We start from the raw sequence: 12444 nt of genomic DNA on the forward strand, positions 1-12444 counted from the left end.
CTGCTGGCGGTCGGCAAGGCCGCCGCCCCGGTTGGCCCGCAGGTCGGCCAGCATGCGGCCGCCGCACCCAGCCTGTTCGGTGCGGTGCTGGCGCTGCTGGCCGTGCTGGCCCTGGTCGTCGGCCTGGGCTGGTTGCTCAAGCGCATGCCCGGCAGCGGCTTCCGCCCGGCCGAAGGCATGAAGCTGGTGGCCAGCCTCAGTGTCGGCGCCAAGGAACGCGTGGTGGTGGTCGAGGTCAATGGCCAGCAACTGCTGCTGGGCGTCACCGCCGGCGGCATCAACACCCTGCATACCCTGCCCGAACCGCTGCCGCCGCCGGCACCGGTGCGCGTGCCGGACTTCAAGAACCTGCCGAATTTCGCCCAGCTGCTGCAGCAGCGGCTGCGCAAGGACCCCTGACATGCGTGTCACCCGTACCCGTCTTGCCACCCTGATGCCGTGGCTGCTGATGCTTGCCCTGTGCCTGTTGCCGGCACTGGCCTTCGCCGCCCCGGGCGCCCCGACCACGCCGCTGCCGGACATCAACGTGGGCAAAATCGGCGGTGCGCCGGTCAGCCTGCCGCTGCAGACCCTGCTGCTGATGACGGCGATCACCCTGATCCCGTCGATGCTGCTGGTGCTGACCTCGTTCACCCGCATCATCATCGTGCTGGGCCTGCTGCGCCAGGCATTGGGCACCGGCCAGACGCCGTCCAACCAGGTGCTGCTGGGTCTGGCGCTGTTCCTGACCGCAATGATCATGCTGCCGACCTGGGACAAGGCCTGGAGCACCGGCATGGCGCCCTATCTCAATGGCGAGATCGACTTCCAGACCGCCTGGACGCTGACCACCTCGCCGCTGCGCGCCTTCATGCTTGCGCAGATCCGCGAGACCGACCTGATGACCTTCGCCGGCATCGCCGGGCACGGCACCTACGCCAGCCCCGATGCGATTCCGTTCCCGGTGCTGGTCGCCTCGTTCGTCACCAGTGAGCTGAAGACCGCCTTCGAAATCGGATTCCTGATCTTCATCCCGTTCGTGATCATCGACCTGGTCGTGGCCAGCGTGCTGATGTCGATGGGCATGATGATGCTGTCGCCGATGCTGGTGTCGGCACCGTTCAAGATCCTGCTGTTCGTGCTGGTGGATGGCTGGGTGCTGACCGTGGGCACGTTGGCGGCGAGCTTCAATCCGGCGTGATCGAAAGGCAGTCGAGCCTGGCTCGACTCTACATAAGCAGATGGAATCCGAATGTCTCCCGAACTTGCCTTGACCGAACTGCGTGGCGGCCTGATCACCGTATTGTGGGTGGCTGGCCCGCTGCTGCTCACCGTGCTGGTGGTGGGCGTGGTGGTGGGCGTGGTGCAGGCCGCGACCCAGCTCAACGAACCGACCATCGCCTTCGTTGCCAAGGCGGCGGCGCTGACCGCGGTGCTGTTCGCGCTGGGCAGCCTGCTGATCGGCCACCTGGTGGAGTTCACCACGCTGCTGTTCCAGCGCATCCCGCACCTGATCGGCTAGGACACGCGCCTCGATGGACGCCGCCACCCAGATGGCTGCCGACGGCCTGCAAGCCTTCGGCATGATCGGCACCGTGTTGTGGACCATGCTGCGCATCGGCGCGGTGGCGATGGCCATGCCCATGGTCGGTACACGTGCAGTGCCGGCGCGGATCCGCGTGATCCTGGCCGGTACCCTGGCCATCGCGCTGGCGCCGCTGCTGCCGCCGGTACCGGAATGGACGGGCTTTGATGCCGCCACCGTGCTCACCATCGCCCGCGAACTGGCCATCGGCGTGTCCATCGGCTTCCTGCTGCGCCTGGTGTTCGAGGCCGGGGCGATGGCCGGCGAACTGATTGCCCAGGGCACCGGCCTGGCCTTCGCGCAGATGAGTGACCCACTGCGTGGCGGCACCTCGGGCGTGATCGGCCAGTGGTTCTATCTGCTGTTCGGCCTGCTGTTCTTCACCGCCAACGGGCACCTGGCGCTGATCTCACTGGTGGTGGACAGCTACCGGGCGCTGCCGATCGGCGCGCCGCTGCCCGACCCGCACGCCTTCTTCAGCATCGCCCCGACCTTCCTGCTGACCGTACTGCGCGGCGCATTGACCCTGGCGATCCCGCTGACCGTGGCGATGCTGGCAGTGAATCTGGCGTTCGGCGTGCTGGCCCGTGCGGCCCCGGCACTGAACCCGATCCAGCTGGGCCTGCCGATCTCGCTGCTGCTGGGCCTGTTCCTGCTGGCGTTGCTGGCCGGGGAAATGGGCCCGCCGGTACAGCGCCTGTTCGACGCCGCCATCCAGGCTGCGGACGCGGTCACACACTGACCCGATCATCACGTTTTACTGCTTGCCCTTCCCCCGGGTCCGCGCGTTAGAGTGAATGCGCGGCAACCGGGGGGATGCCGCACGTGGCCGCCGCCCTGCGTCGGCCTGCCTCATGCATGCCCCACCGTGGTTTCCGTCGACAGGCAGGTCCGGGAGACTGACGAATGCTGGTAGGCACGTACAACCCGTGGCTGGTGGCGATCTCGCTGCTGGTTGCCGTGATGGCTTCGTACACCGCGCTGGCGATGGCCGGGCGCACGGTCACCGCACCCGGCAAGGGCGCGGCATGGTGGTGGCGCCTCGGTGGTGGCTTCGCCATGGGCCTGGGCATCTGGTCGATGCATTTCATCGGCATGCTCGCCTTCGACCTGCCCATTCCGCTCGGCTACGACCTGCCCATCACCCTGCTCTCCCTGGCCCTGGCCATCGCCTCGTCAGTGTTCGCACTGTGGCTGGTCTCGCTGCGCACCCTGCCGCATCCGCGCCTGGCCGTCGGCGCCCTGCTGATGGGCACCGGTATCGCCGGCATGCATTACGTTGGCATGGCCGCAATGCGCATGCAGCCGGGCATCGACTACGACCCGGGCTGGCTGCTGTTTTCGCTGATGGTGGCGGTCGCTGCTTCGTGGACGGCCCTGTACGTTGCATTCCGCCTGCGTGCGCAGCGCACCCGTGTGGGCGACCGGCTGGCAGCGGCCGGCCTGCTCGGGCTGGCGATCGTCGGCATGCACTACACGGGCATGGCCGCCGCACGCTTTCCGGAAGGCAGCATCTGCGGCGCAGCCGTAGGCGATGGACTGCAGAGCGAATGGCTGGCCATGCTGGTGGTGATGCTCACCGTGGCGATCCTGGCCGTGGTGCTGGTGGTGTCCTGGCTGGACCAGCGGGTGGAGGCGCAGCTGCTGCGCCTGCGCAATTCCCTGTTGAGCACCTCGCTCACCGACGCGCAGCAGGAACTGACCCAGGCCGCGCTACACGACCCGCTCACCCGCTTGCCCAACCGCCTGCTGCTGCAGCGTCGGATCGTGCAGGCACTGGCCGAGGCCGAACAGGGCGGCAGCCGTTTCGCGGTGATGTTCATGGACCTGGATGGCTTCAAGCAGGTCAACGATGCCTATGGCCATCAGGCCGGTGATGCACTGCTGGTGGCGGTGGCCGAACGTACGCGCCAGCTGCTGCGCCCCCACGACATGCTGGCCCGTCTGGGCGGGGACGAATTCGTTCTGGTGGTGCGCATCGAGCACGACGAGGACCTTCCGACCCTGGCCCGCCGCATCCTGCAGGCGGTAGGCAGCGGGCCGTTGCTGGCCGACAACGAACTGCAGGTGACCGCCAGCATCGGCGTGGCGATCTGCCCGGACCACGCTGCCAGCGAGCGCCAGCTGATGGCCTTCGCCGATGCAGCGATGTACCAGGCCAAGGAATCCGGACGCAACGCCTTCGTGCTGTTCGCCGACTGGATGAATGACAGCGCCGAACAACAGTTCCGGCTGCTGGCCGACCTGCGCCGGGCCATTGGCAGCGAGCAGCTGTTCCTGCACTACCAACCGAAGATCCAGGTAGCCACGCAGAAGGTGGCCGGTGCCGAAGCGTTGATCCGCTGGCGCCATCCGGAGCATGGCCTGATCCCGCCGGACCGCTTCATCCGGCTGGCCGAGCGCAGCGGCGCGATCAACGACATCGGGCGCTGGGCGCTGGACCAGGCCTGCCTGCAGCTGCGCCGCTGGCATGACGCCGGTCACGAAGGCTGGTCGATGTCGGTGAACCTGTCGCCGGTACAGTTCAGTTCCCCGCACCTGCTGCAGGACGTACGCGAGGTGATCGAGCGCTACGCGATCGCCCCGCGCAACCTGGTGCTGGAGATCACCGAGAGCACGGTGATGCGCGATACCGATACCAGCCTGCGCCTGCTGCAGAGCTTCTCCGCCCTGGGCGTGGGCATTTCCATCGATGATTTCGGCACGGGCTACTCCAGCCTGCTGTACCTGAAGCGCCTGCCGGCCACCGAGATCAAGATCGACCATGCGTTCGTGCGCGACCTGGAACACAGCGCCGAAGACGTGGTGATCGTGTCGGCCATCGTGGCGCTGGGCCATGCACTGGACATGGATATCGTGGCCGAGGGCGTGGAGACCGCCGCGCAGCGCGCCTACCTGGAGCGCCTGGGCTGCGATTACCTGCAGGGCTACCTGCTGGGCCGGCCGGTGGACGCCGCCCGCTTCATGCAGCTGCACGACCTGCCGCGGCCACGGGTGGAACTGGCGCAGAGCCCACCGCCCAGCGACAACGCTCCCCTGTAGAGCCGAGCCTGCGCTCGGCTGCTCTTCGCGCCCGATCCAAACATAGCCGAGCATGGGCTCGGCTCTACAAATAGATCCACGCCGTGCGTGGATAGGCAACACCCCATCACGGAACAGTTCTTGCACGCACCCCGGCAACCCCTGCCGCAGTGCCCGTGATGTCCGAGAACGAATCCGCCGGCGAAAAGACCGAACAACCTACCGAAAAACGCCTGCGCGACGCCCGCGAACAGGGCAACCTGCCGCGCTCGCGCGAACTCGGCACCGCCGCCGTGTTCGGCGCCGGCGTGCTGGCGGTGATGGCGATGAGCGGCTCGATCGGCCGCGGCGCCACGGCCTGGATGAAGCAGGCGCTCAGCCCGGAACAGAGCCTGCGGCAGAACCCGAAGGAACTGTTCGGCCACTTCGGCGACCTGCTGCTTCAGTTCATGCTGGTGATCGCGCCGCTGGTGCTGGTCTGCCTGCTGGCCAGTTTCGTCGCACCTCTGGTGATGGGGGGCCTGCGCTGGTCGCAGAAGGCGTTGCTGCCCGACATCAACCGCATGAACCCGATGAGCGGGCTCAAGCGCCTGTATGGCCCGGAGGCCATCGCCGAGTTCACCAAATCGCTGCTGCGCGTGGCCTTCGTCGGTGTCGCTGCCGGGATGGTGGTCTGGACCGGCTTCGACACCCTGCGCGGGCTGATCCACCACCCGCTGGAGACCGCCATCACCGACGGCCTCGGCTTCACCCTGCGCCTGCTGCTGGCCACCGCCGGTGCGATGCTGGTGCTGGCCGCCATCGACGCGCCGTACCAGCGCTGGAACTGGATGCGCAAGCTGAAGATGACCCGTGAAGAGCTGCGCCGGGAAATGAAGGAAAGCGAGGGCAGCCCCGAGGTGAAGGGCCGCATCCGCCAGCTGCAGCAGCAGATGGCCAACCGCCGGATGATGGAGGCGGTACCCACCGCCGACGTGGTGGTGGTCAACCCCACCCACTACGCGGTGGCCCTGAAGTACGAAGGTGGTGCCATGAACGCCCCGACCGTGGTCGCGCTGGGCGTGGACGAGACCGCCCTGCGCATCCGTGAAGTGGCCGACGGCAACAAGGTGGCGATCGTCTCTGCCCCGCCTTTGGCACGCGCCTTGTATCGGGAAGGCCAACTCGGAAAGGAAATCCCCGTGAGACTGTATTCGGCCGTCGCCCAGGTCCTGTCCTACGTCTACCAGCTGCGCGCCTGGCGCACTGGCCCGATGCCGGACGCCCCGCACATCCAGGTGGATGAATTCGGCAAGGGAGGCCGCCCGTGAGCGCCCAGCCCTCCACCGGTTTCAACACCCGCCGCGCTCTGGAAATGATCCGCCAGGGCCTTGGCGCGCCGCTGATCGTGCTGGCCCTGCTGGCCATGGTTGTGGTCCCGCTGGCCGCACCGGTGCTTGATGCGCTGTTCACCTTCAACATCGCCATCTCGCTGATGGTGCTGCTGGCGGTGGTCTACGTGAAGCGCCCGCTGGACTTCACCATCTTCCCGATCGTGCTGCTGATCACCACCATGCTGCGGCTGGCGCTGAACGTAGCCTCCACCCGCGTCATCCTGCTCAACGGCCAGAACGGCCACGATGCGGCCGGCAAGGTGATCGCCGCCTTCGGCGAATTCGTGATCGGCGGCAACTACGCGGTCGGCATCGTGGTGTTCGCGATTCTCACCATCATCAACTTCGTGGTCATCACCAAGGGCGCCGGCCGCGTCTCGGAAGTGACCGCGCGCTTCATCCTCGACGCGATGCCCGGCAAGCAGATGGCGATCGACGCCGACCTCAACGCCGGTTTGCTGACGCGTGAAGAAGCCAAGCTGCGCCGCGAGGAAGTCCGCGAAGAAGCCGACTTCTACGGCGCAATGGACGGTGCCAGCAAGTTCATCCGCGGCGACGCCATCGCCGGTATCCTGATCCTGTTCATCAACATGCTTGGCGGCCTGGCCGTGGGCGTGCTGCAGCATGGCATGCCGTTCGGCGACGCCGCCGCCACCTACACCCTGCTCTCCATCGGTGACGGCCTGGTGGCGCAGCTGCCGGCGCTGCTGGTCTCCAGCGCGGTGGCGATGCTGGTCACCCGCGCCTCGCGCTCGCAGGACATGGCCCAGGCCATGACCGGCCAGGTGTTCGGCCAGTACCGCGCGCTGGCGATCACCGCCGGCATCATCGGCGTGGTCGGCCTGGTGCCGGGCATGCCCAACGTCGCTTTCCTGACGCTGTCCGCGATCCTCGGCTTCATCGCCTGGAAGGTCTACCGCAAGGGCAAGGCCGCGGCCACCGACCCGGCAGCCGCAGGTAATGACGCCGCCGCGCTCAACGCACTGGGTCGCCCGGCCGCACCGGCGCCCACCGCCGAACTGAGCTGGGACGAGCTGCGCCCGGTCGATCCGCTGGGGCTGGAGGTCGGCTACCGGCTGATCCCGCTGGTCGACAGCAACCAGGGCGGCGAACTGATGGCGCGCATCAAGGGCGTGCGCCGCAAGCTGACCCAGGACGTCGGCTTCCTGATCCCGTCGGTGCACATCCGCGACAACCTGGAACTACCCGCCAACGGCTACCGCGTGCTGGTGCACGGCGTGCCGGTGGCCACCGCCGAGATCCACCCCGACCGCGAACTGGCCCTGGACCCGGGCAGCGCGCTCGGCGCACTGGAGGGCATTGCCGGCAAGGATCCCGCGTTCGGCCTGGATGCCACCTGGATCCAGCCGCACCAGCGCGCCCAGGCCGAAACGCTGGGCTACACGGTGGTCGACCCGGCCACCGTGGTCGCCACCCATCTGTCGCACCTGATCCGCGAACACGCACCCGAGCTGCTCGGCCATGAGGAAGTGCAGCACCTGCTGGCCAACCTGGCCAAGAGCGCGCCCAAGCTCGTCGAAGATCTGACGCCGAAGGCGCTGCCGCTGTCGGCGGTGGTGCGCGTGCTGCAGAACCTGCTGGTCGAACGCATTCCGATCCGCCAGTTGCGCAAGATCGCCGAAGCACTGGTCGAACACGCGCCGAACAGCCAGGACCCGGCCGTGCTGACCGCCGCCGTGCGCACCGCACTGGGCCGTTTCATCGTGCAGGAGATCGCCGGAATGTCGGCGGAGCTGCCGGTGTTCACCCTCAACCCGCAATTGGAACGTGTCTTGCAGGAGTCCACGCAGGGCAACGGCGCCGCGCTGGAACCCGGACTCGCAGAGCGACTGCACCAGAGCCTGGCCGAATGTGTCAGCAAGCAGGAAGCGCGAAACGAGCCGGCGGTCGTGCTGGTACCGGGCCCGGTGCGCGCCGCGCTGGCGCGCCTGGTCCGCCACAGCGTCCCGTCGCTGTCGGTCCTGGCCTACAGCGAGGTGCCGGAGGACAAGCGACTGAAGCTGGTCGGAACGATCAGCTGACGCCGCCCACCGATGCGCCAGAAAACAGACACCACTTTCGAACCAACGCAACAGACAGACACCAAGGGGAACCCGCACCGTGCAGACCACCGACCACCCGAGTTCTCCGACCGCCACCCCGCCGTCTTCGTCCCGTGACCACAGCATGAAAATCAAACGATTCGTCGCCGCCGACATGCGCTCGGCCATGAACCTGGTGCGCAAGGAACATGGTCCTGACGCCGTGATCCTGTCCAACCGCCGGATCGAGGAAGGCATCGAGATCGTCGCCGCCGCGAACTATGACGAGAGCGCCGTGCAGCGTGCACTGGAAGCCTCGCGCCGTGACGTGGCACCGCCGCCGGCACCCAAGCCGCGCACCGCCGCCGATGCCGTCATTGCCGCAGTCACCCGCCGTCGCAGCAACACCCCCGCTCCGGAACCGGTTGCCGCGACCACCTCGGCCGTGGCCGCCCTCGCCCGCGCCGCGGTCGGTGCCACCGGCCGTACCCTGGACAGCGCCGACGAGATCGTGCCGACCCGCGGCAGCACCGGCTTCGCCGCGACCCTGGCCCGCGCTGCCGTCAACGAACCGGCGCTGCCCGAACAGATCTTCGCCCCGTTCGCCGAGGCCATCGTTGCACCGGCATCGGCACCGGCCGCCAGCGCGCCAGCCAACCGTGCCCGCTTCCAGGTCGACCCGCCGCACGAGATGCATCACGAAAGCGCGGCCCCCGCCGTGCAGCCGCCGCCGCTGCCGGGCGCGGCTCCGACCGAAGCACAGCCGGAGATCGCCGCCAGCGAACCGGCAGTGGCCGACGCCGTCATCGAAACCTCGCCGGAGCCCACCCTCGCCCCGGCCCCGGTGCTGACCGTGGTCGCCCAGGACGACGCCGAGATCCGCCAGCTGCGCCAGGAAGTGGCCGGCATGCGCCAGGTGATCGAGCGCGAGATGAACCGCTTCACCGACGAGCGCCTGCGTGGCTGCCCGGTGCGCGCCACCGCGCTGGACCTGATGGACGAGTACGGTTTCGACGCCGGCCTGGCCCGCGACGTGGCCATGCAGATCCCGCTGGAGACCGAAGCCCACCGTGGCCGCGGCCTGATGCTGGGGCTGATTTCGCGCAAGCTGCCGATCGCCCCGGTCGACCCGCTGGAAGAAGGCGGCGTGATCGCCCTGGTTGGCCCGACCGGCGCCGGCAAGACCACCACCATCGCCAAGCTGGCCTCGCGCTTCGCCGAGAAGCACGCGCCGCGTGATGTGGCCCTGGTCACCACCGACACCACCCGCATCGGTGCCCGCGAGCAGCTGTACGGTTACGGCCGCCAGCTCGGCATCGCGGTGCACGAGGCCAACAGTGGCACCGACCTGGACCAGCTGCTGGAACGCCTGAAGGACTACAAGCTGGTGCTGATCGACACCGCCGGCCTGGGCCCGCGCGACCGCGCGCTGGCCGCCCAGCTGCAGTGGCTGCGTGCCGCCCGCCAGGTGCGCACCCTGCTGGTGCTGCCGGCCAATACCAGCTTCGGCGACATGGACGAGGTGGTCCGCCGCTTCGGCGCCGCCAACCTGCAGGGTCTGGTGCTGAGCAAGCTGGACGAGACCGGCCGCTTCGGCAACGCCCTGTCGGTGGCCGTGGACCATGCCCTGCCGATCACCTGGGTGACCGATGGCCAGGACGTTCCGGAGGACCTGCACCGGGCCAGTGCGGCCAATCTCGTACTTCGCCTTGAAGATTTGCGCCGCGCGGCCGATATGCCCTGCAACCCGGAGTTGAACCATGCCGTCGCGTGAGTACGCCAAGCTGACCAAGACCTTCCCGCTGTCGGCCACCCGCAGCGAGCCGCTCGGCCCTGTGCGCACCATTGCCGTCACTGGCGGCAAGGGCGGCGTGGGCAAGACCAACGTTTCGGCCAACCTGGCCGTGGCGCTGGCTGGCATGGGCAAGCGCACGCTGCTGCTGGACGCCGACCTTGGCCTTGCCAACATCGACGTGATCCTGGGCCTGAACCCCACCTTTACCCTGGCCGACCTGGTCGCCGGCCGCTGCACGCTGGATGACGTCATCGTCGAAGGCCCGAACGGCGTGCTGGTGGTCCCGGCCGCGTCCGGTCGCCGGCACATGGCCGAGCTGGCCCCGGCCGAGCACGTCGGCCTGGTCAACGTGTTCTCCGAACTGGAACGCGAACTGGACATCATGGTGGTGGACACCGCCGCCGGCATCACCGATGGCGTGCTGACCTTCTGCCAGGCCGCGCAGGACACCGTGGTGGTGGTCTGTGACGAGCCGGCCTCGATCACCGACGCCTATGCGCTGATCAAGGTGCTGTCGCGCGAGCGCGGCGTGGACCGCATCCAGGTGGTGGCCAACATGGTGCGCGACCCCAACGAGGGCCGCGTGCTGTACGAAAAGCTGACCCGGGTCTGCGAGAAATTCCTCGCCGATGTCTCGCTGAACTATCTGGGCTGTGTGCCGCAGGATGATTGGCTGCGCCTGTCGGTGCAGCGCCAGCAGCCAGTGGTAAAGGCCTACCCGTCCAGCCCGGCCGCGTTGGCGATCACCGAGATTGCCCGCCGTACCGCACGCTGGCAGGCGCCGACCGAACCGCGCGGCGGCGTTGAGTTCTTCCTCGAGCGTATTCTCAAGCAGCGCGGGGTGGCCGCATGAAAGGCGCAGCCCAGTACCGGGAAGTCCAGCGCACGGCGGCCAACGAGGTCATCGCCCAGCATTCGGACCTGGTGCGGCGCATCGCCCACCACCTGGCCGCACGCCTGCCGGCGAGCGTCGAGGTCGACGACCTGATCCAGGCCGGCATGATGGGACTGATCGAAGCCTCGCGCAGCTATGACGCCGACCAGGGGGCTTCGTTCGAGACCTATGCCTCGATCCGCATCCGCGGTTCGATGATCGATGAGATCCGCCGTGGCGACTGGGTGCCGCGCTCGGTGCACCGCCGTGCACGTGATGCCGCCGCCACCATCCGCCGCCTGGAACAGAGCAGTGGCCGTGCCGCCAGCGCCACCGAAGTGGCCGCCGCGATGGAGATGCCATTGCCCGAGTACCTGCGGCTGATGGAAGACGCTGCCCGTGGCCAGGTGCTGAGTCTTGAATCGCGCATCGAGGACCAGGGCGAGCTGGACACCGTGGCCCAGGGCGGCCCGACCCCGCAGCAGGTGCTGGAGCGCGGCGAGTTCGGCCGCGAGCTGGGCAAGGCCATCGGCCACCTGCCCGAGCGCGAACAGCTGGTGCTCTCGCTGTACTACGAGCAGGAACTGAACCTGAAGGAGATCGGCGCGGTGCTCGGCGTGAGCGAGTCGCGGGTCTGCCAGATCCACGGCCAGGCGGTACTGCGCCTGCGTGGCCGGCTGAAGCTGTTCGAGGCCGCCGACGCCGGCCTCGAAGAATGAACATCCCCGAGGCGGCTGCCCCCGGCCGTCCGGAATGAACAACAAAGGAATTCTGCTTTGAACAAGAACATGCGCATCCTGATCGTCGACGACTTCTCGACCATGCGTCGAATCGTCAAGAACCTGCTGGGCGATCTGGGCTTCACCAATACCGCCGAAGCCGAGGACGGGCATGCCGCGCTGTCGCTGCTGCAGAGCCAGCCGTTCGATTTCGTGGTCACCGACTGGAACATGCCGGTGATGACCGGCATCGAGCTGCTCAAGGCGATCCGTGCCGATGCCAAGCTGAAGACCCTGCCGGTGCTGATGGTCACCGCAGAAGCCAAGCGTGAACAGATCATCGAAGCCGCCCAGAGCGGCGTGAACGGCTACATCATCAAGCCGTTCACCGCGCAGACGCTGGAAGAGAAGCTCGGCAAGATCTTCGAACGCCTGGCGGCCAGCGCCTGATGGATACCACGGTCGACAAGAGCGCCCTCGCCCTGCGCCTGCAGGAGGCCCTGGACGCACTCGAGTCCGGTGACGAAGCCGCCTGGCGGCAGCGCATCGACGGACTGGTCGCGCTGCGCACGCAGCCGATGATGAGTGGGCTCTCGCGGCTGGCCCGCGAACTGGGGCAGGCGCTGGGTGAACTGCCGACCGTGCCGAGCGAAGCCGGGGAACTGGACGATGCCTGCGCGCGCCTGGACCACGTGGTGGCGATGACCGAACAGGCCACGCACCGCACCCTGGACCTGGCCGAGGAATGCCGCAGCCTGACCGAACAGCTGCGCGCCGAAGGCCTGCAGCCGGGCCAGGACGCGCAGCTCGAGCGCATCCGCCACAACCTGACCGAGATCGCCCTGACCCAGAGCTACCAGGACCTGACCGGGCAGATCATCCGTCGCGTGGTGGGCATCGTCCGCCGCGTGCACGAAGGCTTCGGCGCACTCGGCCTGCCACCGGAACAGCATCGCACCGACCCGGAACTGGCCGGGCCGGCACTGAAGGGACTGGACCGCCACGCGGTCTCGCAGAACGACGCCGACGACCTGTTGTCGGATCTGGGGCTGTAAG

12 protein-coding genes are annotated in these 12444 nt (G+C 68.1%); all 12 read left to right on the forward strand.

Annotated elements, in window-relative coordinates; translation table 11 throughout:
• The 12 genes from fliO to AC5P8D_RS04980 all read left to right on the forward strand — a co-directional run bounded on the left by fliO (position 1) and on the right by AC5P8D_RS04980 (position 12443).
• Entirely contained in the window at positions 1–399 is a 399-nt protein-coding gene (gene fliO, locus AC5P8D_RS04925) for a flagellar biosynthetic protein FliO (RefSeq protein ID WP_029550912.1), read from the forward strand.
• A gap of 1 nt (position 400) precedes the next feature.
• Positions 401–1180: a flagellar type III secretion system pore protein FliP gene (gene fliP / locus AC5P8D_RS04930; RefSeq protein ID WP_043395553.1), complete on the forward strand. Its 780-nt coding sequence runs from the start codon at positions 401–403 to the stop codon at positions 1178–1180.
• A gap of 51 nt (positions 1181–1231) precedes the next feature.
• Positions 1232–1501: a flagellar biosynthetic protein FliQ gene (locus tag AC5P8D_RS04935; protein WP_005413254.1), complete on the forward strand. Its 270-nt coding sequence runs from the start codon at positions 1232–1234 to the stop codon at positions 1499–1501.
• A 13-nt stretch (positions 1502–1514) separates the two neighbouring features.
• Positions 1515–2306, forward strand: a complete 792-nt coding sequence (gene fliR, locus AC5P8D_RS04940) for a flagellar biosynthetic protein FliR (protein WP_331600766.1) — start codon at positions 1515–1517, stop codon at positions 2304–2306.
• Positions 2307–2470: 164 nt separating this feature from the next.
• Complete coding sequence (locus AC5P8D_RS04945; protein ID WP_495203133.1) at positions 2471–4606, forward strand: putative bifunctional diguanylate cyclase/phosphodiesterase; 2136 nt, start codon at positions 2471–2473, stop codon at positions 4604–4606.
• Between the two features lie 158 nt (positions 4607–4764).
• Positions 4765–5895, forward strand: a complete 1131-nt coding sequence (flhB, locus tag AC5P8D_RS04950; protein ID WP_057504315.1) for a flagellar biosynthesis protein FlhB — start codon at positions 4765–4767, stop codon at positions 5893–5895.
• A 44-nt stretch (positions 5896–5939) separates the two neighbouring features.
• The gene (flhA, locus tag AC5P8D_RS04955) at positions 5940–8000 is read left to right on the forward strand and encodes a flagellar biosynthesis protein FlhA (RefSeq protein WP_185744940.1); all 2061 of its coding nucleotides are present in this window, start codon (positions 5940–5942) and stop codon (positions 7998–8000) included.
• 145 nt (positions 8001–8145) lie between these two features.
• Positions 8146–9774: a flagellar biosynthesis GTPase FlhF gene (flhF, locus tag AC5P8D_RS04960; RefSeq protein WP_029379820.1), complete on the forward strand. Its 1629-nt coding sequence runs from the start codon at positions 8146–8148 to the stop codon at positions 9772–9774.
• Positions 9761–10648: a MinD/ParA family ATP-binding protein gene (locus tag AC5P8D_RS04965; protein WP_010482449.1), complete on the forward strand. Its 888-nt coding sequence runs from the start codon at positions 9761–9763 to the stop codon at positions 10646–10648. The genes flhF and AC5P8D_RS04965 overlap by 14 nt, the downstream gene beginning before the upstream one ends.
• Positions 10645–11388: an RNA polymerase sigma factor FliA gene (locus AC5P8D_RS04970; protein ID WP_010482450.1), complete on the forward strand. Its 744-nt coding sequence runs from the start codon at positions 10645–10647 to the stop codon at positions 11386–11388. Before AC5P8D_RS04965 ends, AC5P8D_RS04970 begins: the two co-directional genes overlap by 4 nt.
• Positions 11389–11445: 57 nt before the next feature.
• Entirely contained in the window at positions 11446–11838 is a 393-nt protein-coding gene (gene cheY, locus AC5P8D_RS04975; protein WP_006365466.1) for a chemotaxis response regulator CheY, read from the forward strand.
• Entirely contained in the window at positions 11838–12443 is a 606-nt protein-coding gene (locus tag AC5P8D_RS04980; RefSeq protein WP_010482455.1) for a protein phosphatase CheZ, read from the forward strand. The genes cheY and AC5P8D_RS04980 overlap by 1 nt, the downstream gene beginning before the upstream one ends.
• Position 12444 lies beyond the last annotated feature (1 nt).

This window comes from Stenotrophomonas sp. YJH_SMC_101-4 (assembly GCF_059370395.1).

Excerpts from the sequence above, each read along its gene's own strand:
- fliP (WP_043395553.1), top strand. The coding sequence starts at position 401 with ATGCGTGTCACCCGTACCCGTCTTGCCACCCTGATGCCGTGGCTGCTG.
- AC5P8D_RS04935 (WP_005413254.1), top strand. The coding sequence starts at position 1,232 with ATGTCTCCCGAACTTGCCTTGACCGAACTGCGTGGCGGCCTGATCACC.
- fliR (WP_331600766.1), top strand. The coding sequence starts at position 1,515 with ATGGACGCCGCCACCCAGATGGCTGCCGACGGCCTGCAAGCCTTCGGC.
- AC5P8D_RS04945 (WP_495203133.1), top strand. The coding sequence starts at position 2,471 with ATGCTGGTAGGCACGTACAACCCGTGGCTGGTGGCGATCTCGCTGCTG.
- flhB (WP_057504315.1), top strand. The coding sequence starts at position 4,765 with ATGTCCGAGAACGAATCCGCCGGCGAAAAGACCGAACAACCTACCGAA.
- flhA (WP_185744940.1), top strand. The coding sequence starts at position 5,940 with ATGATCCGCCAGGGCCTTGGCGCGCCGCTGATCGTGCTGGCCCTGCTG.
- flhF (WP_029379820.1), top strand. The coding sequence starts at position 8,146 with ATGAAAATCAAACGATTCGTCGCCGCCGACATGCGCTCGGCCATGAAC.
- AC5P8D_RS04965 (WP_010482449.1), top strand. The coding sequence starts at position 9,761 with ATGCCGTCGCGTGAGTACGCCAAGCTGACCAAGACCTTCCCGCTGTCG.
- AC5P8D_RS04970 (WP_010482450.1), top strand. The coding sequence starts at position 10,645 with ATGAAAGGCGCAGCCCAGTACCGGGAAGTCCAGCGCACGGCGGCCAAC.
- AC5P8D_RS04980 (WP_010482455.1), top strand. The coding sequence starts at position 11,838 with ATGGATACCACGGTCGACAAGAGCGCCCTCGCCCTGCGCCTGCAGGAG.